We start from the raw sequence: 23,849 nt of genomic DNA, 5'->3' as shown, positions 1-23,849 counted from the left end.
ATTTGTAAATTATAATATGGTATAAAAATATGGGTTTATTTGGGATTGAATAATTCTATGCATTAGGCGATAATAGACAACGTGGCAAAGCCACGCGAGGGGAACTTTTTGAAGTGGAGGGAATTTTATAGTTATGAAGAAAGTTTTGGGAACAGTGTCTACATTTTTCCTGCTTTTAGTCCTGTCAATGGGACTGTTTACTATCAAAGCGCAGGCAGCCGAGATGAAGTATGTGAATGTCAGTGAAAACGGAAAACTTATGGGAGGAAGTAAGTTTAACAAGACTGTAAGGGAACTGGCTGCAGGAACGAAAATAGGCGAGAGTGGATATAGAAGAAGTGAGAATGATACACTTATCAAGAAGATTAAATTCATGTCAGCCGGAGAGACACTTACAGATAAAAAAGTGGATTTGATCTCATTCCTTAAAGGTAAGGGAGTGACAGACTTTGGCTCTACATATGCCGTTTATGATGATGGAAATGTCTATGTTATAAACAGAGATAAAAAAATAATCTTTAATGAAGACTGCGGTGGTATGTGTACGTCAATGATGGCTTTGGAAAACATTGACTTTGGAAATAAGGTCGATGGATCAAATGTTACGAGGACGAATTCTTTTTTTTATGACTGTGAAAAATTGAAGACAGTGAATTGGGGCAGTTTTTCATCAACTAAGGTTTTAGAAGCGGGATGTATGTTTTATAGGTGTAAAACGCTTGAGGGTGTAGATTTAAAACCCATTTCAAAGTCTAAAATTGAAGATATGGGTTATATTTTTTCTTACTGCAGCGCTCTGAAAAGTGCTGATTTTTCAGGTTTTGATACATCAAATACCAAAATATTTGCGCGTATGTTCCAATGCTGTTATGGGCTTGAGAGTGTTAATATCAGAAGCTTTGATATGAGGATAGCAGAGGCGTGCGATGGCATGTTTTTGGAGTGCAGATCACTGAAACATCTGGACTTCTCAGGCATGTCACCGAAATATGTTACCGATTTTACTTCCATGTTTTGTGGATTAGGAACAAGCTATAATGAGTCTTCTTTGTCACTTACAGGCTTTAATGCTAAAAAGATTACAGTTGCTGACTGGATGTTCTGTAATTACAAAGGTAAACTTGATATATCTTCGCTGGATTTATCAGGGGTGGCTTCATATAAGAACTTTTTTACCGATTATAAATATTCGTATCTGACAGCAATTAAGACACCTGCCAAGATGCCTGAAATATGCAGAATCCCGCTTGGCGGAGTTTTCTATAAATCCAATGATGGCGGAAAAACTTTGGATAAAAGTGTAGCTTACACTTATCTTGACAGAACAACGCCTACCAAGACCTGGTTATATTTGGATCCTAAGGAGAAACTTCCTGATACAGAGGAAGATTATGACTATGAATGGATTGAGAAAAATGATGAGGCCGGAAGTACAGATGGCGCAAATGGAAATCAGTCCGATAAGCCCCTCGAAATCGGTAAGGAATTTACAGTAGGAACTGAGACCTACAAGGTGACTTCAAAGGATAGCGCCGCTCTTATAAAGTCTGAGACAAAGTCTAAGAAATTCACTGTAGAGTCTGAAGTAACCTGCGAGGGACATAAACTTAGTGTCTCAGTTATTGGACAGAATGCTTTTGCAAAGAATAAGAAGATAAAGGCTGTTACAGTTCCTTCTTCCGTTAGCACTATTGAGAAGGATGCCTTTAAGAAATGTAAGAAGCTTTCAAAGATTACACTTGAATCTGATTCTGTTGGCATTAATAAAAATGCTTTTAAGGGAATAAAGAAGGACGCAACCTTTGTTGTAAAGACAACGAATAAAAAGGCTGCCAAGAAGCTGTTTAAGACAATCCGCAAAAAGGGTGGCGCCAAAGAAGCGACTTTAAAGATAAAGAAGCACTGATACTTTTGGAAACAGCCTGTATAATTCAAAAAATACGACATAATAGATAACCCTCTTGCAAAGAAGCAGGAGGGTTATAATTTTCTATCAGATGCCATCAGGATACAGTTCCCACCGCCTTTGCAGGGAACGATCCTGGTATATTTGAATATATTCTTGAGGCTGGCATTAAGTAGATGTGTCTGCATTGAGATAACATCCTGAGCCTCGTTTATCATGTTAAGAGCGTATATTCCGTTTGGACTTAGAAGGGAATATACGCTTTTTAATGCATATTCTGATAGGATAGTCCTGGAAGCAGAGCTTCCGGTGTAGGCATCAAAGATCACCAGATCGTATTTTGCCGCAGAGGGAGCATTGCTATAGCGAACATCACGGCTATAGTTGCTTTCTATGCCTGCATTGTGCATGGTGGTATTTTTTATGAATTCAAAACCATCCTGAACGACAATCTTGATACGCTTGTCGTTTGTATCAAGACCGAAGTATTTCTTTGCAAGCTCAACGTAGGTGCCATCCACTTCCACGACAGTTATGCGACGCTCGGGATGGCCCTTTAAGTAGAGTTTGGGGATGATGAAACCACCGCCTCCTATGAGAAGGCAGTTATTTAGTCCGGGATTGTGTGTGACCATGGTCTTTAGAGTTTTCATGTAATTAAACAGAGGATCCCTGTCACCATATTCGTCCAGGTACATGCCGGACTCCCTTACTCCGTCATACAGAAGAAGCCTTACGGCGCGGTGGTTTTCGATAGTATCCCTGATTTCAATATGTCTGTCCGCAGAGCGGAAACGTGTTTTAGGAAAAATATAAAGTGATAACTGTTCTAAAATATTCATGAGGAAATTTTACAACAAAATGCGGTATATAAAAATATAAGAAAAATGTTAGAAAATGGTTAGAACTTACGCATTATATCCATAATTAATTTATTGGCATAGGGGGCATAGCAGATTTAAAATTAATGTATAGCTTTGGTTTTATAGTTGGAGGACTATTGTCTTTGACTGTTTTTGATCAAAGTAATAATAAGTCATTTCCGGAAGGAGGTGCCTATGAAGCTTAGTTTCATCGGTGCGGATCATGTGGTTACAGGTAGCTGTCATTACTTGAATATTGGTGATAAGCACATTCTGGTAGATTATGGTATGGAACAGGGAAGCATTGCTTTTGAGCATGCAGAGCTCCCTGTAAGCGCTGCTGAGATAGATTATGTTCTTCTTACGCATGCGCACATTGATCACTCGGGTAATCTGCCGCTTTTATATGCAAGAGGATTTCGCGGCAAAATTTTCATGACGAGACCAACGGCTGATCTGTGTAATATAATGCTCCGTGACTGTGCACATATTCAGATGCAGGAGGCTGAGTGGAGAAGCCGCAAGGGTAAAAGGAATAAGAATATCAAGCAGATAGAGCCGCTTTATACCATGGAGGATGCAGATAATACGCTGCGTCACATTGTGTCCTGTGAGTACAACCAGAAGATAGACATTTGTGATGGTGTCACGATAAGATTTACTGATATCGGTCACCTCCTGGGATCTGCCAGTATAGAGGTGTGGGCTACTGAAAAAGGGGCACAGAAAAAGATAGTATTTTCGGGAGATATAGGAAATTACGATCAGCCGATTTTGAAGGATCCAAAGCTTACTTCAACCGCCGATTATGTTGTTATGGAATCCACCTATGGCGACAGATATCATGAAAGCGAGAAGCCGGATTATGTTGCTGAGCTGGCAAAAATATTGAACAGAACCTTTGCAAGGGGCGGGAATGTGGTAATACCTTCCTTTGCAGTAGGAAGAACCCAGGAGATTCTGTACTTTTTAAGAACAATAAAAAAGGATCACCTCGTAACTACGGTGGATGATTTTCCTGTTTGGGTTGACTCTCCAATGGCAGTGGAGGCGACTGAGGTGTTTGGTGACCATGCGCTTGACTGCTATGATGAGGAAGCGCTGGCTCTGGTAAAAAAGCATATCAATCCGTTGTCGTTCCCGGGACTTAACCTTGCAATCACTACAGAGGAGTCCCGCGCGATAAATGAGGAAGAGACACCAAAGGTAATCATCTCGGCTTCGGGAATGTGTGAAGCAGGAAGAATCAGGCACCATTTGAAGCATAATCTGTGGCGCGAGGATTCCACCATTCTTTTTGCGGGCTATCAGTCAATCGGAACAACTGGTCGTGCTATTCTCGAAGGCGCAGATGAGATAAGGCTTTTCGGGGAGACGATTGACGTACGGGCAGAGATTATAAAGTTGTCCGGCCTGTCAGGCCACGCAGACAAAAACGGTCTTATCAACTGGATTCAGGGCTTTAAGGAAAGACCGAAAAAGGTTTTCATAGTTCATGGTGATGACTCGGCATGTACAGCATTTGCAAACTGTCTTCGTGATGAATACGGATATGATACCTATGCTCCCTTTAGCGGAACGGAATTTGATCTGATATCGGGACAGATCATCAAGGAAGGTGTTCCGAAGGCAGTGGTTAAGAAGACCAGCAAGCTTGTATCTGATGTATTTACAAGACTTAAGGCAGCAGGTGCAAGGCTTACTGCGATTATTGCAAGAAGCGAGGGCATGACTAACAAGGATAAGGCAAAATTCGCTGACCAGATCCTCGCTCTGTGTGATAAATGGGAAATTAAGGGTGATAACCGCAAACAGGATTGGTATTAAAAACACAATAGTCGAAAACAGGACGGGGATTAAAAAACAGAAGTGTGAATTGAGAAAAATTCCATAAATCGGTATACTATAGAGAGTGTGTTTTTTATCTTATATAAGATAAAAAACGCTCCGCGAGGATGCGCACTCTCTATTATTTTATGGGAATTCCTATGAAATAAAAACATTTGAGGAGGATCGGCATGAGTAAAGCAGATGAGATTTTCATAAATATGTGTAAGGACATTCTGGAGAACGGAACCAGTACTGAGGGTGAGAAGGTAAGACCCCACTGGGAGGACGGAACCCCTGCATATACGATTAAGAAATTCGGAGTTGTTAACAGATATAATCTGGCAGAAGAGTTCCCGATCATGACACTCAGGAAGACAGCTCTTAAGAGTGCCACAGACGAGATGCTCTGGATCTGGCAGCAGAAGTCCAATAATGTAAATGATCTTCACAGCCACATCTGGGATGAGTGGGCGGATGAGACCGGTTCTATCGGAAAAGCCTATGGTTATCAGATGAGCGTTAAGCACAAGTACAAGGAAGGCATGTTTGACCAGGTTGACAGGGTTATCTACGATCTTAAGAACAATCCTTTCAGCCGCAGAATCATGACAAATATCTATGTGCATCAGGATCTGTCTGAGATGAACCTGTATCCCTGTGCTTACAGCATGACCTTTAACGTTACACAGAAAAAGGGCGACGATAAGCTGACTCTTAATGCCATACTGAATCAGCGCTCTCAGGACGTGCTTGCAGCAAACAACTGGAATGTGGTTCAGTATTCGGTTCTTGTTCATATGCTTGCACAGGTATGCGATATGAACGTTGGTGAGCTTGTTCACGTCATCGCTGATGCCCACATCTACGACAGACATGTGGATATCATCAGGGAGCTTATTAAGCGCGAGCCCAAGCCGGCACCGAAGTTCCACCTTAATCCTGATGTTCACGATTTTTATGAATTTACAAGAAATGATGTTTCGCTTGAAAACTATGAGGTTGCAGGCGAGCAGATTACTAATATTCCTATAGCTATATGATAAACGGAGGAGCAAATGAAAATAATTTTATCAGCAGACGAGCACTGGGGAATTGGCAACAAGGGCCAGCTTCTTATCAGAATCCCCAACGACATGAAGAATTTCAGGGCGGAGACCATGGGCAAGGTTCTGGTATACGGAAGAAAAACTCTTGAGACCTTTCCCGGGCAGCAGCCACTTGAAGGAAGAAAGAATATCATCCTTTCAACCAACCCTGATTACGTGGTGAAAAATGCCACAGTTGTTCACAATCTGGACGAGCTCAAGGATGCTATCGCAGAGTACGACACAGACATTGTTTATTGCATAGGTGGAGCGAAGGTCTACGAGGAGCTTCTTCCCATGTGTGATACCTGCATTGTTACCAAGATAGACAGAGTATTCGAAGCGGACAGATTTTTCCCTAACCTTGATAAGGATCCCGAGTGGGAGCTTTTCGAGGAGAGTGAAGAGCAGGCGTATTTTGATACCACCTACACATTCAGAACCTATAAGAGAGTATGATATATTGCTTTTTGTTTACAGCCTTTGCAAACCTTAAGAAATCTTAAGGTTATGCAAAGGTTTTTTTTATATGAAAATAGTAAGCTCTTTCCTGGACAATAATTCCGGAAGGGGTAGGAATAAATGAAAATTAAAGAGATTTTTCAAAAGAAAAAGACAAGGGCAATTGCAATAATAGCCGTGATAGTAATGACAACGACCACCGTAGGAACCATGGGGTATACCAGAGCCAGACAGGCTGCTGCTATGGAGGACAGTATGCCTGTGATGATAGAAACTGCTCAGGTGACAAGGCAGGATCTTAAGAAGACCATAAGCCTTAATGGTACGATTGCAGCACTGGACAGTCAGAGCGTTGCCAGTGAGCTGACCGGAGCAAAGATAAATTCACTTAAGGTGCGCGTGGGTGACCGGGTGAAAAAAGGTGATATCATAGCAACCCTGGACACAACAAACATTGAGAAGTCTCTTGCACAGGCAAAGGAAGTACTGGAAATAGCGAAGAAGAAAGACTCTCTGGAGCTTGCAACTGCACAGAGGAATTATGATGCGGCGGTTGAAACTGCAAGGATTCAGATAGAGAGAGCAGAAAGGGATTCCCAGAAGGCAGATAAGGAATATAATGACGCGGTAACTGCATCAAATACTGCAAATGCAGAGAGCACCAGCGCAACAGGAGATGTAAACGAGAAAACTGCTGCTGAAAATGGAGCTAAGGATGCGGTTAACAGTGCATCGCAGGATGTATCAAGCAGTGAAGATAAGCTTTCAAAGGCGCAGGCTTCCTATGATGATGCCAACAGGGATGTGACAGATCTTGAAAATACTATCAGTACCTTGAAAACTGATTACGAGGCCTATACGAAGGGTGATTTTTCCTCAGCAGCTGACAGATATAATAAAGCAAATGAAAGCCTTAGCACGGCCAACGAGGCTCTTAAAAATGCAGAGAGTCAGAAGACTACACTTGATTCTAATCCTGATGCTTCACCGGAAGAGCTTGCAAAGGCTCAGGAAGCACTTGATAAGGCCAGGCAGGATGTGGCTACGGCTCAGGGAGCATATAACGAGGCAGAGCAGGTATATAACGATGCCAAATCAAAGCTGGAAGGTATAAAAAGCGAGATTGATTCTGCGGAATCTCAGTATACAGATGCGGTTAAGAAAAGAGATAAAAAGGAAAAGAAGGTAAGTAAGGCTCAAAAGGAAAACGAAGAAGCCAAGAAAAACCTTGAAAGCAAGCAGAGCTCCTTGGAGGAAGCTCAGAACAATCTTTCCGATGCCAAGTCAAAGCAGGCAGAGAAGGAGAGTGATGCCAAGTCAGCAAAGGAAAATATAAAGACAGCCAAGGAGAGCGCAGATAAAGCAAAAGAAGATGCAGATGATCAGAAAAGAGAGAACAATAAGTCTGTAGCGGACTCAAAGGACAGCTTTTCTGAAGCGCAGCTTAGTCAGGGAACAAACACGATCCAGGCGCAGCAGGAGGTGGATAAATATGAGCAGGATATGGAAAAGGCTACAATAGTAGCTCCCTGCGATGGACTTGTCACATCTGTAGGCGTAAAGGAAGGTGGAATTTACGACAATGGCAATGAGATAGCACTTATTCAGAACGACAGTGGCTATAAGGTTACCGCAACTGTGGATCAGTATGATATATGCGATATAAAAGAGGGAATGAAGGTAAAGATCAAGACAGATTCCGTTGAAGAAGAGATGGATGGAACACTTTCATTTGTCTCTCCCATACCTCAGGGAACTGCCTCGTCCGGCGGACAGGAGCAGGCATCCACAGGATCTTCAAGCGACTATCCTATTGAAGTGTCAATTGAAGGCGGAATGGAGGACAGACTTAGAATCGGTATGACTGCCAAGATCACAATCCTCGAAGAGGAGGCAGGAAATACACTTACTGTACCTGATACCTGCGTTCAGACAGCTGAGGACGGAAGCCTTTATGTGGAAAAAGCGGGAACTGATGAGAATGGTAATCCGGTATCTACAGGAGAACATATCACGGTGACTTACGGAGTAAAGACAGATTATTACGTAGAAATCAAGGGTGATGGACTCGAGGAAGGAATGGATGTTATCGTACCTTCTTCTGATGATTTCATGATTACAGATACTGAGAGTGGGGTGGAATAATGGCAGAAATAATGACACCAGATAGCATGATAAAAGCAAGAGGGATAATCAAGCGATTCAATGTAGGAAGTGAGAATGAGCTTGAGATACTTCATGGGATTGATCTTGATGTAAAAAAAGGTGAGTTTGTCTCCATAGTAGGAACCTCAGGTTCCGGTAAATCAACTCTTATGAATATCATAGGTCTACTTGATAAGCCCACAGAGGGTGAGTATCTGCTGGATGGTGTGGATGTATGCAGTGCCGGTGATACAGAGCTTTCGCACATAAGAAACAGGAAAATCGGATTCGTTTTTCAGACCTATAATCTCATAGCAAGAACAAGCGCGCTGAAAAATGTCGAGCTTCCCATGCTGTATGCAGGGGTGAAGGCGAGAGAGAGAAAAGAGCGGGCCATGGAGCTGCTTGAGCTTGTGGAGATGAAGGAAAGGATTAACCATACTCCTGATGAACTGTCAGGTGGACAGAAGCAGAGAGTTGCCATTGCAAGAGCCCTTGTGAACAGTCCCTCTATTATCCTTGCTGATGAGCCTACAGGTGCGCTGGATTCCTCAACCGGAAGAAAGATAATGGATCTTTTTCATAAGCTTCATGAGGAGCAGGGGATTACCATTGTTTTCATAACACATTCACCTGAGCTTGCGACGGAGACGGAGAGAATACTGACATTAAAAGACGGCGCTTTCATAGATGAGAGGATGGGAATCAGATATGCTTCTTGAAAATGTAAAGCTGGCATTGACAGGACTTCTTGCAAATAAGATGAGAACTTTTCTGACAATGCTCGGAATAATAATAGGTATAGCCTCTGTCATAGCTATTATGACTGTGGGCGATGCCATGAATAAATCGGTTATGGGCTCCATGGGAGACATGGGCGTTAACAATATAAGCTTATATATTATGCAGAAAATGGGCGAGGATTATGACTACACCAGTGATACATTTGTACGCGATATGAAGGATAAGGACTATGTTTCGGAGGAAATGATAAATGATCTTACGGACCATTTTAAGGATAAAGTAGAAGGTGTAGCCCTGAAAAAATCGGTGGGCGAGGTTAAGATTGAGGATGGCAAAAAATACGCCAACATTTCGATCGAAGGTGTTAATAATCCGGCTCTTAAGCAGACTAAGGTAAAGACTCTTGCAGGAAGAGGGTTTTCAGAAAATGAGCAGAATGAATCGAGAAAGGTAATAGTTGTTTCTGACAGATACGTTGATAATATGCTGGGAACAGAGCCGGCAGCAGCTCTTGGACAGACTGTGGAGGCGGTCATAGATAATAAGTACTACAGCTATACGATCATAGGAGTTTATGAGTATTCAGAGAGTCAGGCCGGAGGTATGGGCGCAGGTAAATCGCAGAAGGATATAAGGACATCTGCCTATATACCGCTTCAGACAGCTATCATACAGCTTAGGGAAAAGTATCAGTTCGATGAGCTTGAAGTGGTAGCCAAAAACGGAGCGGATCAGGGTGTTTTGGCAACGGAGATTTCGGAGTATTTTAATAATAAATATTACAAGGAAAATGATGCATACGAGTCATACGCCTACAGCATGAAGGAAGAGATTAAATCAATGGAGTCCATGCTGAACACACAGACCTATGCCTTTGCAGCCATCGGCGCCATATCTCTTCTGGTAGGTGGTATCGGTGTAATGAATATCATGATCGTATCCATCACGGAAAGAACAAGGGAAATAGGAACAAGAAAGGCTCTTGGCGCAACTAATGGCTGCATCAGACTGCAATTTATAACAGAGGCTGTTGTAGTGTGCTTTATAGGAGGAATATTGGGTGTAATTGTTGGGCAGATTTTCGGAATCATGGCGTCCAAAATGATGGGGTATAGCGGAAGCGCATCCGTAGGCGGTATAATATTTTGTGTACTGTTTTCTATGGCATTTGGAGTATTTTTTGGATACTATCCGGCTAACAAAGCGGCTAAGCTCAACCCGATAGAGGCACTTAGATATGAATGATAAAAAGTATAAGATCCTGGTGGCTGAAGATGATGTGGATATTATCTCGCTTCTCAGGCTCTATCTTGAAAATGCAAATTATGAGGTGATATCAGCAGAGAATGGTAAGGAGGCTCTTTTGGCTGTTGAAAATGAGCAGCCAAACCTTTTTATCTGCGATATCATGATGCCCAAAATGAGCGGTTATGAAGTGATCAAAACCATCAGGGACAGGGGGAATAATATCCCTATCCTGGTTTTGTCAGCAAAAAATCAAGATAGTGACAGGATTTTGGGACTGGATATCGGAGCTGATGATTATATGGTGAAGCCCTTTAATCCGCTGGAGATTGTTGCCAGGGCCAATGCTATGCTCAGGAGGTTTTACAAGCTTGGCAGCAGTGATATGTCAGACAGCATGACATTTACTGTAGGAGAACTTAGGCTTGATGTCGAGAAGGCGAGATTTTCCAAGAAAAATGAGGAGATACTCCTTACCCCTACAGAGTTTAAGATAATGACACTTCTTATGAAAAATCCGGGAAGAGTTTTCACTAAGGTACAGATCTATGAGCATGTAAATGGAGAGTACTATGAGAATGATGACAACACGCTTATGGTGCATATGAGCAAGCTCAGGGACAAGATTGAGGATGACAGTAAGAACCCCAGATACATTAAGACAGTCAGAGGGCTTGGGTACAAGTTGGACCGCGGTTTATAAGGGGGCGAAATGAAAAAATTGTTTTCTTCCATGAGGAGCGAAAAGGGTACGCTCTATTCGCTCGTCACCAAATATTATGTTTTCTTTGCGGCAGCAGTTCTGCTGCTTGCTTTTCTTGTAGTTAAATTCACTGAAAATGCCATTGAACAGGCAAACTATACCCCCAATGTAAAAAGCTTTATAAGCAATGATCAATTAATAAAAAATGAAAAATACGACAGGCTGAATATTAAGAAGGTCCTGGGGGAAAAGAGCTATTTTGAGGTCCTGGATGAGAATGCAGAGGTCATTTATTCCAGTGATGGCAGCGTAAAGAATACCTACAGTCCTGAGGAGCTTGAATTTATTCCTTCAGATCGTTGGAACAGTTATTATTATCTCGATACTATTATGGCGGAGGATGGGAGCATCCGTGGATATGCACTTCATAAATACGCTACTGTAAGTGACAGAGAAGGTGAGCTGTACACGCTTAGCGGTGTCGCAATTCTTGATTCCGATAAAAATGTCGTGTATTCGGACAGTGGGATGGATATTGATCATTTATCTGAAAGGGAATTCAATATTCTGTATGGTGGTGACACAGACACCTATCTTCAGAAATATGAATATGTGACAAACAATGGTGAGAGCAGGACAATGCTCATTCATCAGGATTATAGCAATACTTCGCTAAATGATACCTTCAGGAGAATATATCTTACTGCTATTTTTTCTTTCCTTTTTGTTTTCGCGATTTTTGTTATCATATTTGTTTTTCGTACAGCGCTGGCGGTCAGAAAGCCAATCACCATGCTGCAGAATGCTATGGATGATCTTGGGGAGGGCAACAGAGATGTTGCAATAACTTATTCGGGCCCCAAGGAATTCGTACAGATCATGGATTCCTTCAACGATATGACCAGCAAGCTGGCAGAGGCCGAGAGGGAGAAGGAGGGGCTTGAAAAGGAAAGGCAAAAGATCCTTGCGGATATTTCCCATGATTTAAAGACTCCCATAACAGTGATACAGGGCTATTCCAAAGCGGTGGCAGACGGGCTTGTACCTGAGGAAGAGCAGAAGAAATACCTTGAGACAATAAACAGAAAGGCTGACAATCTTTCGGAGCTTATAAATTCATTTTATGAGTATTCAAAGCTGGAGCATCCTGAGTTTTCTCTTTATAAAAGGGAGTGTGATATCTGTGAGTATTTCAGGGAGTATCTTGCAAATAAATACAGTGAACTCGAAATAGCAGGATACGAAATGGAAATTGATATCCCTGAAGAAAAGATTACAAAGAGCATAGATGATGCTCAGTTAAAGCGTGTTTTTGAAAATATAATAAACAATTCGGTTAAATCTAATCCTAAGGGAACGAAAATATTTGCAGCTATGAAGCAGAGCGGAGAAAACGTCATTATTTATCTTGGTGATGATGGCGTAGGCGTTCCTGAAGTGATACAGGATGAGATATTTAAGCCCTTCGTTGTTGGGGAGAAGGCAAGGACAAGCGGAAAGGGAACAGGCCTTGGTTTATCTATCGCCAAGCTTATTGTTGAGGCTCACGGAGGCACAATCCGGCTCATGGATGATAGTGAATCCGGGTACTCAACAATATTTGAAATAATACTATAGTTTTATTGACCAATCTTTATGTTTGCGATATTATATATTAAAACACTTTTACAGTTTAAAGCGTCAAAATATTTAAACAGTAAAGTGACAGAGTAAAGATTATGAAAAAATATTATTTCTAAAAAACGAGGAGGAAAAGTATGAAAAAGAAGATTCTTGCCGCAGTTCTTAGCGGCGCAATGATCCTTAGCATGACAGGCTGCGCACGTACAGCAGGTGGTAACACAACTACAGCTACAGATACTCAGGCTGAGGCTTCTACAGAGGCAGAGAGCACAGATGCAGCTGCCGAGGAGAGCACTGAGGAGGTTGCAGAGGATACAGCAGATGCAGCTGCAGAGGAGAGCACTGAGGAGACAGCAGATGCTGCAGCTGAAGGAGAAAAGGCTGAAGCAGGTAAGACCTTCCATGTTGGTGTTATCCAGCTCGTTGAGCATCCCGCACTTGATGCTGCTACAAAGGGCTTCGAGGAAGGCCTTCAGGAAGCACTTGAGGCTGATGGATATTCAGTAGAGTTCGATTATCAGAACGCTCAGGGCGAGCAGGCTAACTGCGCTACAATCGCTACAAAGTTCGTTAATGATAAGGATGATCTTATCATGGCAAATGCAACTCCCGCACTTCAGGCAGTTGCTGCAGCTACAGGAGATATTCCGGTAGTTGGTACTTCAATCACAGATTACAAGTCAGCTGGTGTTATCAATGATAACAATGCACCCGGAACAAACGTAACAGGTGCTTCTGACCTTGCTCCTGTTGATGAGCAGATCAAGCTTCTTCAGACACTTGTTCCTGAAGCTAAGCAGGTAGGTATTCTCTACTGCTCATCTGAGGCTAACTCAAAGTTCCAGGTTGATCTTGCAGCAGAGGCTCTTGATGCAGCAGGAATCGCTTACAAGGAATACACAGTTGCTGATTCAAATGAGATTCAGTCAGTTGTAACAAACGCAATTGGTAACTGCGACTGCCTGTACATCCCTACAGACAACACAATCGCTGATAACATGTCTATCGTTAAGAATGCAGCATGGCCTGCAAAGCTTCCCATCGTATGTGGTGAGGAGAACATGTGCAAAAACGGTGGTCTTGCAACACTTTCTATCAGCTACTATGACCTTGGTGTTACAGCTGGTAAGCAGGCTTATGAGATTCTTGTTAATGGTAAGAATCCTGCAGAAATGCCTATCGAGTTCGTATCAGAGGGTATCACTTCTGAGTACAATCCTGAGACAGCAGAAGCTATCGAGTTTGATACAAGCCTTCTTGAGGGTCTCACAGCAATCGAGATGGGTGAGTAATACATCAAAGTTGTATTACATTTAAAAGCAATAACAAGCGAAGGTGCTCGTGAAATTGGAGCACCTTCTTATCTTGTTTTTTGGAAATAAAAAACGAAGGAGTAATTTTTTATGGTTTCACTACTACACGCACTGCCGGGCTCAATTGCCCAGGGCCTTATTTGGGGAATATTGGCAATCAGTGTTTTCTTAACATTCAAGGTACTTGATTACGCCGACATGACTGTTGACGGATCTTTCTGTACAGGAGGAGCGACCTGCGTAATGATGATGCTCTCAGGGCATAACGTATATGTATCACTTCTCTGTTCATTCATTGCAGGAATGTGTGCCGGCTACGTGACCGGATTATTGCACACTATGCTGAGAATACCCCCGATTCTTTCAGGTATCCTTACTCAGCTCGGTCTGTACTCAGTTAACCTGGCTATCATGGGAAAATCCAATCAGGCCATAAGCGTTGACCAGTATGCACTTATTGTCAGCCTCAGATTTATTAACTACTCAATTCTCATGAGCGTGATAATTGTGGCTATAATCATTTTCCTTCTTTATATGTTCTTTGGAAGCGAGATCGGTTCAGCCATCCGTGCTACCGGTTGTAACCAGAACATGGCAAGAGCTCAGGGTATCAACACCGGAAGATGCATAAGACTTGGTCTTATTGTCAGCAACGGCCTTACAGCTTTTGCAGGCGGACTTTACGCACAGTATCAGGGTAACGCAGATGTTAACGCAGGTCGTGGTGCTATCGTTATCGGACTTGCAGCGGTTATCATTGGTGAAGTTATCTTCGGATCAAGACATAATTTTGCAGTGAGAATGGGAGTTTCCGTTGTGGGAGCTATCATCTACTACATCGTAATTGCAGTAGTACTTCAGCTTGGACTTCCTTCAACTTACTTAAAGCTCCTTAGTGCAGTACTTGTTGCTGTATTCCTTGGAATTCCTGCTATTCAGGGATATCTTGGAATTAAGGTTAAGCAGAGATAATAAAAGGAAGCGAAGACAGAGGTAAACAAATTATGTTAGAGATAAAGAATCTGGTTAAAATTTTCAATAAAGGTACCATCAATGAGAGAGTAGCTCTTAACGGCGTTAATCTCACACTTAATGATGGTGATTTTGTTACCGTTATCGGTGGTAACGGTGCAGGAAAATCAACAATCCTCAATGCGGTTGCAGGCGTGTGGCCCATTGATTCAGGAAGCATTGTCTTAAACGGACATGATATCACAAAGCTCCCTGAGTACAAGAGAGCACAGTACATTGGTCGTGTTTTCCAGGATCCCATGATGGGAACAGCTGCTACAATGCAGATTGAAGAGAATCTTGCCCTGGCTGCAAGACGTGGACAGAGCAGAGGTCTGAAAAGCGGAATCAACAACACAGAGAGAGCTCGTTATAAGGAACTGTTAAAATCCCTTGACCTTGGACTTGAGGATCGTCTTACAAGTAAGGTTGGACTTCTGTCAGGTGGTCAGAGACAGGCGGTTACACTTCTTATGGCATCACTGAAAAAGCCTGATCTGCTCCTTCTCGACGAGCATACAGCAGCTCTTGATCCCAAGACAGCCAAGAAGGTGCTTGAGATCTCCGAGAACATCATCAAAGAGCACAGCCTCACAGCTCTCATGGTTACCCACAACATGAAGGATGCTATCGCTCATGGAAACAGACTTATCATGATGAGCGAAGGTAAGATCATCTACGATGTGGCAGGAGAGGAAAAGAAAAACCTCAAGGTCGCAGATCTTCTTCAGAAGTTCGAAGAAGCCGGCAATGATGAGGTTAATGATTCAATGGTATTGTCATAAAAAAATTCGGCGCGTATGCATATATCATACGCGCCATTTTTTTATTTAATTCTATTTTATTGTAGGGTTTCGATTAGTGAATCTCTTATCTTGTTTGCCAGTTCATAATTTTTCTCAAGTGTAGGGCGGATTTCCTCGTTTCGCAAATCGTCTGTGAGTTCGCACATAACCGCAAATAGAGGATTGAGCGATAGATCTGCGCAGGAACCTTTAATTCTGTGAGAGATTACAAAGGCATCTCGGTACTGCTCTTTTTCTATCATGGTGCACAGATCGCGCCAATCGTTGTTGGATAAAAAAGCATCTATAAGTCCCAGATAAAAGTCCTCATCACCGAGCATTCGTTTGATTGCAGCTGCGGTATCTGCCCCCCATGCACTAAGTGCAGCTATTTTTTTGTTATCCATACAATGTTTTTGCTCCTGTTTTTTAGTATGATAAGTGGCCTATCAGCTTTCGTCAAGCTGCTTCTGGATTGCCTTTGCGAGACTTGAGAACAGCTTGTTCTGATCAATAGGCTTTTCCAAAACCTGATCCATTCCTGAGCAAATGCATCTGTTCTCAACATCATTGGCCATGTCTGCTGTAAGTGCAAAAATCGGAATAACAGCGGCATCGGGTTTCTCCATGGCACGTATTTCCTTTGCGGCTTCAAGACCTGATTTGACAGGCATCATAAGATCCATGAAAATTGCCTGATAGTGGTAAGGGTCGCGGTTTTTAAACATGTCGATTGCTTCCTGGCCGTCTCGTGCGACCTCAGCGTGAATTCCCTTTGTCTTTAACAGTTTTATGATTACTTCTGCATTTATGGTATTGTCCTCTGCAAGAAGCACGGTTTTGCCGTAGAGAATATGATCCTCATACTTTTCTGACTGATGAGTATGTAGGGATATCTGCTCATCTGTTGCCAGAGGATAAGTGAGAACAACCTTGAATTCTGTTCCGGTACCTACGTGGCTTGTGCAGGATATTGTTCCACCCATGAGCTCTACAAGGTTTTTGCATATGTAAAGACCAAGTCCTGTACCTTCCTGGTATGGGTCGTCTGAATCACGATCCTGCTCAAATGGCAGGAACATCTTTTTCTGGAACTCATCGCTTATGCCTATGCCGGTATCCCTGATGGTATAGGTGTGTACAGAGGAAGAATCGGTGTATGTTACATCAGTGGTGAAGATTACTCTGCCTCCTTTTGGTGTATATTTGATACTGTTGGAAAGGAGGTTGAGAATGGACCTCTCAACATGCTTGGAGTCCATGAGGACATATTTGTCCTTGGATCCGTTTATCTTACATTCAAAGTCGAGTCCGGCCTTTCTTGTTTGTTCTTCAGTTATGGAAGAAATTGAGTTGATTATATTTTCTTCACGAACAGCAGAGCTTATGGAAACAACTTTTCCTGAGTCAATTTTGCTTGTCTCAAGTATTTCCTCGATTAGCGACAACAGATATTTACTGGAAGTCATAATCTTATCAAGGTTATCCTTGAGAGTAGGAGATATGGAATCCTCCTGAAGAGATAGCTGAGTGAGTCCGAAAATAGCGGTAAGAGGAGTTCTCATATCGTGGGACATCTGTGAAAGGAAGGTCTCCTTTTCACGGCTGGAGCGAACTGCTGCACGAAGTGCCTTGCCCATTTCATCTATCTGCTCCTGATCTTCAATCTGCTTAGTAGTGTCAACGAAGGTGAGAACCAAACCTTTGAGATTGCGTCTCTTATCGGCAGGAGAAACTACGAATTCATCGGCTCCATTGATATCGTGGTAGGGAGCTATTCGAATCAGGTAGGTTTTTCCTGCAATAGAGGCACATCTCTGTTCAAGAGGTTCCACTGTATCAAGGACTTCTCTGCATTTTGCCATGAGGTCTATTGTTACAAAATTAAAGCTGATATAGCGAAGGGATCTTCCTACATCCTGATCTGCAATGCTGAATTCTGAGGAAATATACTCTGTATATTTTCTGATATTAAGATCCTTGTCCACCATCAGGATTCCAATCAGGGTGGAGGCCAGGAAGTTGGCAATATCATTGTTGGCAACAGCCAGCTCCGTAACTTTGGACTGATACTCGGAATTGACAGTGTATAGCTCCTCGTTTACAGACTGAAGTTCCTCGTTACTTGACTGCAATTCCTCATTGGCAGTAAGCAGTTCTTCGTTTGCAGCCTGGAGTTCTGCGTTGGTAGACTCCAGCTCTGTAACGGTCTGACGCAGGGAATTTTTGGTTACCTTCAGCTCCTGTTCCAGGTCTGAAATTCGCTTGGATGCAGCAAGGTCAATCTTATATTCCTGCATATCAATTTTCAGATCCTCACGACCGCGTAGGAAGGATACCGCTGTGAAATCTGTTTTTTGACCATGGCTGTCATTTATAGGATTAGCAACTATTGAAACAAACTCAGATTTTCCGTCAATATCCACAGGAATATTGGAGTAAGCCTTGCGATCGTTGGTAAGCCTTGCTTCTTTGAGAGCTGTAGATAGCGCAATTTTCATATCTGCTCTAATGAGTTGGAAAATATCAAGGGTTACCTGACCGGCAGGGATAGTTATGAGTCTGGAACAATTTCCATAGCTTCTTACCAGTTCATTCTTTTCATTTACAAGAACTGTAGCAGGCATAAGTGCCTCGAGTACAGAGGTGTCGAGCTCATGAGCCTTGTAATTAATGGAATCATCATCATCCATTCCGTTTATGTTTATTGGCTCGATGGGTGCGTCTATGTTGCTCATGGAATAAGCAAACTGCTCGTGAGTGGGAGCATTGCCTTCCGCATAGTGTATGAATATTTTTTCATCGGCACTGACAACCCTGAACACATCTGAGTAGTCTATGACTGACTCGGAACGACCAAGGAACAGATATCCTCTGTCGGAGAGTGCCATGTGGAAGATGGCAAAAAGATTCCTCTGCAGAACAGCCTGGAAATATATCAGGACATTTCTGCAGCAGATAAGATCCAGTTTTCCAAAGGGCGGATCCTGGAATACATTGTGTTGCGCGAAGATGATCATTTTTCGTATGTCGTGATGAATGACATACTTGTTACCCTTTCTTGTGAAATATTTGGAAAGTCTTGCAACCGACACATCTTCTATTATGTTGTTGCCATAAACACCACGAACAGCAGTGCCTATGGAATCGGGATCAAGGTCTGTGGCAAAGATTTTTACGCCCCTGTGGACAGAGAGTTCCTCCATAGCCTCTGCAAATAAAATGGCGATGGAATAAGCTTCTTCACCGGTTGAACAGCCGGCAACCCATATTCTGAGCTCGTCGTCAGGATGTGAATTAGTGATTAGTTTTTTTACTACAGTTTCCTTGAGTACTTCAAAATAATCTGGATCCCTGAAAAATGAGGTAACGCCGATAAGGACTTCCTTTGCAAGCAGCTTAGCCTCCTCGGGATTGTTGTTCATGTAGTTGACGTATTCCCGGAGGTTTCTGTTGTGGGTAACCACAAGTCTTCGTTCAATTCTTCTGAGGATTGTGGTCTGCTTATAGTAAGCGTAATTTATATTGGTGACATTTTTCAGTATTGTAAAAATCTTGGATAAAAGATCATCATCGGTAGAGCCAAGCTGTGCCTCAGCGTCAACAACAGACTTAGCAATGTGTGCAAGCTCTCTGGCAATGGAATCGGGTTTTAACATCAGATCCACAAAGCCTGTACTTATGGCGTTTCTGGGCATTCCGTCGAATTTGGCAGACTCGGGGCTCTGAACGATGATCATACCGTTCTGCTCCTTGATTGCTCTGATTCCGTTTGTACCGTCGGAACCTGTTCCTGAGAGGATTACAGCAACGGAGCGATTTTCATAGGCGTTTGCAAGCGAACGGAAGAAGATGTCGATAGGATGACTTATCTGCTGAGAATTCTGTTCCTTGAGGTTTAAGACGTTGTTGTGTATTTCAACGTTGTACTTAGGCGGAATCATGTAGATGTGATTTCGCTCCACAAGCATTCCGTCCTCGATTTCTGTTATGGGCATGGAATTATATTTGCCCAGAATATCAACAAGCATGCTCTTGTGATTGGGAGCAAGGTGCTGGATTATGACAAATGCCATACCTGTGTTAGAGGGAAGGAAGGTTAAAAATTGCTGAAGCGCTTCCAATCCTCCTGCGGAAGCTCCTATTCCTACTACGCAATGTGGCTGAATATTTACGGACATATCCTGGGGATTATACATATGAATCGCCTTTCTGAGATTTGCATTAAATCAAGATTAATATTTTTCGTAGTATTCTTGTATGAATATATGATATCATTATCTCAAGATTTCTGAGAATTTTCTAGAGGGGAATGTAATGAACGACAATAAAAAAGAGCTTATTGATAGACTTATCGAGACAAAGCATAAGCTTTATTATAGTGATGCTTTTCTTGAACAGATGAGCCGGGATGTCAGGGGCCCTCTGTACTCTATTATTGAATTTTCCAAGATAGCAAAGGACACGGGTAATGATGAAGTGGCTGTAAATCATTACCTTGATCAGATAAATAGGGCAGGTCATTTGATGAATGAGTCAATAGATGATGTTATGGCTCTTCGTCAGATTGCGATGAAACAGGTTAGCCTTCATCCGGAGCTTATTAACCTGGATGAGTTTCTGGAGTCACTTAGGAGTGAAGCTTCTTACTTCCTCATTCCTATGGGAATAATGCTTAATATTGAAAAGAAAGGATTGGACAACTGTTATATCAGCGCAGATTATTCGATTCTTTTTCAGGTGCTTCGCAAAATGATCAGAGTTATTGCTGAGTCTATGCCGAATCTGAGCACTATTTATTTTATGGCGGAAAATAAAGGAGCTACAAATAATGAAATTGAATTAAGTTTTAAAGTGGCAGGAGAAGAGGCATTTCTTCAAAGCAGTCAGCTTCAATCACTTAAGGATGAGTATGATGCGCTGGAATATGATATGTACTCGATGCTTGACACCATGGATACAAAGGCAATCATTATCAGATTCTATGCACATGAGATGGGGGCAGATGCTATAGATGTTGTATCTCAACCGGAAAACGGAGTGCAATTGCAGGTCACTTTTAAATTCCCTATGGTTTTAGGGGAAGAATATATGTCCAGGATAAATCGGAATTATGATTTTTCACAGAAGAGGATTCTGGTAGCAGATGATGATGAGATTAATCTTGAGATTGTAGATAAGCTTCTTAGGGAGAAAGGCGCTGAGGTTATTACGGTTCGAGATGGCAGAGAAGCACTTCTCACATACAGAATGGAGCATGGTAAATTTGATCTGATTTTACTTGATATTGTAATGCCGGATATAGACGGACTGTCTGTTGCAAGGCAGATAAGGGAAAACACTACAATTCCTTCCTCCAGAAAGGTTCCGATCATAGCCATGACTGTGAACGCTTTTCATGAAAACTATGAGCAGAGCCTTAAGGCGGGGATGAATTCGCATCTGGTGAAGCCCATTGATTCCGGAAGATTGTATAACACAGTTGCAGAATATATTAGATGACCGCAGCACTAGTGTAGATGTGAGCGATGAACGTGTGTTACCATAGGTGGTTGATAATTAAAAGAATTTATGCCTTGTGTTTTTGAGGCATGAGTTCTTTTTTATGATATAGCTATTGTGGAATGAAAATATATTGAGAGTATTAGGACAAGAATGAGATATATATTTGAAGAAAAAAATAACAAAAATGAAGAAAAGTATCTGGTCATCAAGGGATGTGAGGATACTTGCAGGAAGCTGGTAATCCCCGAGGCAGGGAGTTTACCGGTTAAGGTCATAGGTAACCACGCCTTTTCGTCGCGCAAGGACTTGGTGGAGGTTGTAATCCCAAATACAATCCATACAATTCTGGGCTTTGCTTTTCACAATTGTGGGAATCTCAAAAGAATCACTTTGACTGATTCGGTATCAGAGTATCTCGATGGCGGAACCCGGCAGTGTGAGAGCCTTGAAGAAATAGAAGTTTTCATGGAAAATGGAAATAACTATATAATCAGAAGAATCCTTGAGGATAATGACAGGAGGCTTACCTTTAGAATTCATATGAAGGACGGCGATGCACTTATGGTGTTCCCCGGATTTAACTACGACTTTGTGGAAAATACCATGGCAAGGACCATCCAGTTCGCAATAGAAGGCACCGGATACGCTTACAGAGAGTGCGTAAAAAGCGATCAGATCAACATAAGAGAGTATGATAACCTGTTTTCGAAGGTCTCGGCTGACGACAAGGGTACAGCGGAGATGATAGCTATGGCAAGGCTTCTTGAGCCTTATGAATTATCGGATGATGCAAGAGATACTTATGGAAAATGGCTTTTGAGGCATGCTTTAAAGAGCTTGACTAAAGTGGTCAAAAATATGGATTTAAAATCCGGTGATCCTATTGGGACTTTTTACGACTATTTTCAAAACGCAGAAGAGCATATTGCGTTTTATCTGGACAGAGGATTACTTGATAAAGGCGAGGCAGGCAAATTAGCACATATAGCTGCTGACAGGGGTATCACCGCAATAGTTAGTATGCTGATGAATTACGCTGAAAATGACAGAGATGAGAGAAACAGTGACAGTGATGTGAAGAAAATGGATGACAGTAGTGTCACAAAAGGAACCGGATTCCTGGAACTGGATTTTTGATATGCTATCAAATCTGTTACAGAATATTTTTAGGAAAACAAATGGAAAAAAGTAAGCAGTCAGAACAATTAGGTAATCAAATATGGAACAGCGTAAAGACGGAGCTCCTTTTATCAATGAGATTTATGGCGCCGGCTCTTTCCATGCTGGAAATCAGACGTGACATGTCTACCACTTCTGTCGGTACTGATGCGGTCAGCGTTCTTTATAACCCTAATTATGTGTTTAAGACCTATGTTGAGGATCCGAATAAACTGAACAGAACTTATCTTCATATGCTGATGCACTGTATGTTCAGGCATATGTACAGGGCTTCAGAGTACCCGGATGGGGAATTGTGGGATCTTGCCTGTGATATAGCGGTAGAGAGCATACTTGATTCCATGGATTATCAGTGTATTTACAGAGTGAGCTCAGATTTGAGAGAGCGCTGGTACGGGAAGCTTTCGGAAGAAATAAAAGTACTGACGGCAGAGAAGGTGTACAGCTTCCTGGAAAAACACTGTGAGTGGAAAATCTATCATCCTAAGATAGAAAATGCGCAGGAAATGGCAGCAGAGGCAGATGACTTGGCGGGGACAGCGAATGCGGAAAAGGATTTGAATCTCATTACTGAGGATACCTGGAACCGATTGGTGCGTGAGTTTAAAATGGATGATCACAGCTTTTGGGACAGGCTTGAGGATAAAAATGATGAACCGCCAAAGGAAGATAAGCCCGACATCGATATGCAGATGCAGATGAGGATGAGGCGGGCCAACAAGAAAGAAATTGAGGACGCCTGGAAGAATACAGCGAAGCGAATAAAGAGTGACATCGCAAGCCTTGGAGATGAGAAGAGTACAGAGACAGGAAGCCTTAAGTTCTACTTAAAGGCAGATACCCAGGATAAAACCTACTACACGGATTTTCTTAATCAGATAGCGGTTGTCAGGGAGGAGATAAGGATAGATCCCGACTCCTTTGACTATGGACTATATAATTACGGCATGGAGATATATGGGAACATGCCACTTATAGAGGAGAATGAATATAGCGAGACTCACAAGGTCGATGAACTGGTGATAGCTATTGATACTTCCGCATCCTGTTCGGAAGAACTGGTTCAGTCATTTTTAAATGAAACGGCGGGAATCCTGAGACAGAGGCAGAACTTTTTCAGAGAGATACATGTCCACATAATTGAGTGTGACAACAGGGTGCAGAATGACATAATAATAAATCATCCGGAGGATATGGAACGTTACGCCGACAGGTTTGAGATATCCGGTGGATACGGAACAGATTTCAGACCGGTATTTTCCCATGTTGATGACCTTAGAAGGAAGGGACAGCTAAAACACCTCAGAGGTCTGATGTACTTCACGGATGGTTTTGGAGACTATCCGGAGAATCCTACGGATTATGATACAGCCTTCGTTTATCCTTCCGATAAGGAAACAGGGGCAGATAAGATGCCAAACTGGGCGATTCAACTATATATATGAAAGGC

Annotated in this window: 18 protein-coding genes; 15 read left to right on the top strand and 3 right to left on the bottom strand. The window is 42.4% G+C overall.

The window, feature by feature from the left end; genetic code table 11:
* The first annotated feature begins 133 nt into the window (after window positions 1–133).
* Window positions 134–1,906, top strand: a complete 1,773-nt coding sequence (locus G587_RS0120685; RefSeq protein WP_026493797.1) for a leucine-rich repeat protein — start codon at window positions 134–136, stop codon at window positions 1,904–1,906.
* 74 nt (window positions 1,907–1,980) lie between these two features.
* On the opposite strand, the gene G587_RS0120680 is transcribed toward G587_RS0120685, so the two are convergent.
* The gene (locus tag G587_RS0120680) at window positions 1,981–2,748 is read right to left on the bottom strand and encodes a spermidine synthase (RefSeq protein ID WP_081679552.1); all 768 of its coding nucleotides are present in this window, start codon (window positions 2,746–2,748) and stop codon (window positions 1,981–1,983) included.
* A 216-nt stretch (window positions 2,749–2,964) separates the two neighbouring features.
* Here G587_RS0120680 and G587_RS0120675 point away from each other — a divergent pair, with 216 nt between their 5' ends.
* From G587_RS0120675 to G587_RS0120625, 11 genes are all read left to right on the top strand, one after another.
* A complete protein-coding gene (locus tag G587_RS0120675) occupies window positions 2,965–4,596 on the top strand; it encodes an MBL fold metallo-hydrolase RNA specificity domain-containing protein (protein ID WP_026493795.1) in 1,632 nt (543 codons plus the stop codon).
* Between the two features lie 191 nt (window positions 4,597–4,787).
* A complete protein-coding gene (thyA, locus tag G587_RS0120670) occupies window positions 4,788–5,639 on the top strand; it encodes a thymidylate synthase (protein ID WP_026493794.1) in 852 nt (283 codons plus the stop codon).
* Window positions 5,640–5,654: 15 nt separating this feature from the next.
* The gene (locus tag G587_RS0120665) at window positions 5,655–6,143 is read left to right on the top strand and encodes a dihydrofolate reductase (RefSeq protein WP_026493793.1); all 489 of its coding nucleotides are present in this window, start codon (window positions 5,655–5,657) and stop codon (window positions 6,141–6,143) included.
* A gap of 123 nt (window positions 6,144–6,266) precedes the next feature.
* Entirely contained in the window at window positions 6,267–8,291 is a 2,025-nt protein-coding gene (locus G587_RS0120660) for an HlyD family efflux transporter periplasmic adaptor subunit (protein WP_026493792.1), read from the top strand.
* The gene (locus G587_RS0120655) at window positions 8,291–9,013 is read left to right on the top strand and encodes an ABC transporter ATP-binding protein (RefSeq protein ID WP_330364604.1); all 723 of its coding nucleotides are present in this window, start codon (window positions 8,291–8,293) and stop codon (window positions 9,011–9,013) included. Before G587_RS0120660 ends, G587_RS0120655 begins: the two co-directional genes overlap by 1 nt.
* Window positions 8,982–10,280: an ABC transporter permease gene (locus tag G587_RS0120650; RefSeq protein WP_051201209.1), complete on the top strand. Its 1,299-nt coding sequence runs from the start codon at window positions 8,982–8,984 to the stop codon at window positions 10,278–10,280. Before G587_RS0120655 ends, G587_RS0120650 begins: the two co-directional genes overlap by 32 nt.
* Window positions 10,273–10,983: a response regulator transcription factor gene (locus G587_RS0120645; RefSeq protein ID WP_026493789.1), complete on the top strand. Its 711-nt coding sequence runs from the start codon at window positions 10,273–10,275 to the stop codon at window positions 10,981–10,983. Before G587_RS0120650 ends, G587_RS0120645 begins: the two co-directional genes overlap by 8 nt.
* A gap of 9 nt (window positions 10,984–10,992) precedes the next feature.
* Entirely contained in the window at window positions 10,993–12,600 is a 1,608-nt protein-coding gene (locus G587_RS24910; RefSeq protein WP_051201208.1) for a sensor histidine kinase, read from the top strand.
* Window positions 12,601–12,740: 140 nt separating this feature from the next.
* On the top strand, window positions 12,741–13,898 hold the full coding sequence (locus tag G587_RS0120635; RefSeq protein WP_026493788.1) for an ABC transporter substrate-binding protein: 1,158 nt from the start codon (window positions 12,741–12,743) through the stop codon (window positions 13,896–13,898).
* A 111-nt stretch (window positions 13,899–14,009) separates the two neighbouring features.
* Window positions 14,010–14,891 carry an ABC transporter permease gene (locus tag G587_RS0120630; RefSeq protein ID WP_026493787.1) on the top strand — a complete coding sequence of 294 codons (882 nt, stop codon included), beginning with the start codon at window positions 14,010–14,012 and terminating at the stop codon, window positions 14,889–14,891.
* A gap of 32 nt (window positions 14,892–14,923) precedes the next feature.
* Complete coding sequence (locus tag G587_RS0120625) at window positions 14,924–15,715, top strand: ABC transporter ATP-binding protein (protein ID WP_026493786.1); 792 nt, start codon at window positions 14,924–14,926, stop codon at window positions 15,713–15,715.
* A 56-nt stretch (window positions 15,716–15,771) separates the two neighbouring features.
* Here G587_RS0120625 and G587_RS0120620 read toward each other — a convergent pair whose 3' ends face one another.
* Both G587_RS0120620 and G587_RS24905 read right to left on the bottom strand, forming a co-directional pair.
* Window positions 15,772–16,122 carry a hypothetical protein gene (locus G587_RS0120620; RefSeq protein WP_026493785.1) on the bottom strand — a complete coding sequence of 117 codons (351 nt, stop codon included), beginning with the start codon at window positions 16,120–16,122 and terminating at the stop codon, window positions 15,772–15,774.
* A gap of 42 nt (window positions 16,123–16,164) precedes the next feature.
* On the bottom strand, window positions 16,165–19,914 hold the full coding sequence (locus G587_RS24905; protein ID WP_051201207.1) for a chemotaxis protein CheB: 3,750 nt from the start codon (window positions 19,912–19,914) through the stop codon (window positions 16,165–16,167).
* 118 nt (window positions 19,915–20,032) lie between these two features.
* Between G587_RS24905 and G587_RS0120610 the strand changes: the two genes are divergently transcribed.
* The 3 genes from G587_RS0120610 (at window position 20,033) to G587_RS0120600 (ending at window position 23,844) form a co-directional block, all read left to right on the top strand.
* Complete coding sequence (locus G587_RS0120610) at window positions 20,033–21,217, top strand: response regulator (protein ID WP_026493784.1); 1,185 nt, start codon at window positions 20,033–20,035, stop codon at window positions 21,215–21,217.
* 153 nt (window positions 21,218–21,370) lie between these two features.
* The gene (locus G587_RS23900; protein ID WP_051201206.1) at window positions 21,371–22,357 is read left to right on the top strand and encodes a leucine-rich repeat protein; all 987 of its coding nucleotides are present in this window, start codon (window positions 21,371–21,373) and stop codon (window positions 22,355–22,357) included.
* A 41-nt stretch (window positions 22,358–22,398) separates the two neighbouring features.
* The gene (locus G587_RS0120600; RefSeq protein ID WP_035787490.1) at window positions 22,399–23,844 is read left to right on the top strand and encodes a vWA domain-containing protein; all 1,446 of its coding nucleotides are present in this window, start codon (window positions 22,399–22,401) and stop codon (window positions 23,842–23,844) included.
* Window positions 23,845–23,849: the final 5 nt, after the last annotated feature.

Origin of the sequence: Butyrivibrio sp. XPD2002 (assembly GCF_000423945.1) — a bacterium.
GTDB lineage: Bacteria > Bacillota > Clostridia > Lachnospirales > Lachnospiraceae > Butyrivibrio.
Note: the sequence above shows the minus strand (reverse complement) of the source record. Positions and strands in the feature narration are given on the sequence as shown.